The organism is Ideonella sp. P3_A4 (assembly GCF_056403075.1).
In genome coordinates this window covers 1-510 of the sequence record NZ_JBFUGE010001383.1, presented here as the reverse complement: position 1 = coordinate 510, position 510 = coordinate 1, and the positions used below count along the sequence as shown (strand labels likewise).

At 63.7% G+C, this 510-nt stretch carries 1 protein-coding gene; it reads left to right on the top strand.

Annotation, left to right across the window (positions count from 1 at the left end; translation table 11 throughout):
• Positions 1-32: 32 nt before the first annotated feature.
• On the top strand, positions 33-510 hold a 478-nt coding region (locus AC1DYI_RS38120), incomplete at its 3' end, for an EAL domain-containing protein (protein ID WP_477209227.1).

Genomic DNA, 510 nt, shown 5'->3' with positions numbered 1-510 from the left:
GCAATGAACTGAGCCTGCACTACCAACCCCAGGTGGACTTGCAAAGCGGCGCGATCTATGGCGTCGAAGCCTTGTTGCGCTGGCAATCGTCGACCTTGGGGGCCGTGCCGCCTTCGGAGTTGATTGCGGTCGCAGAGCTCACCGACCAGATCGCCGCGATCGGCGCCTGGGTTTTGCATGCGGCCTGTGCGCAAGCGGCTGCTTGGCGGCGCGCTGGAATGGCCGGGCTGCGCGTCTGCGTCAATATCTCGAGCCAAGAGCTTGTTCGCGGCGACCTCGCTCAGCAGGTTCAAAGCGTGCTGCTCGAAACCGGCGCCGAGCCGGGGATGCTGGGTATCGAGGTCACCGAAACCACGCTGGTAGGCGACACGCTGCGCGCTGCCCGCACCCTTCATGCGTTGCGTGCGATCGGCGTTCAGATCGCGCTCGATGATTTCGGCACCGGCTACTCCAATCTCAGCATGCTGCGCTCGCGGCCGATCGATGTGAACACGATCGATCGGTCGTATG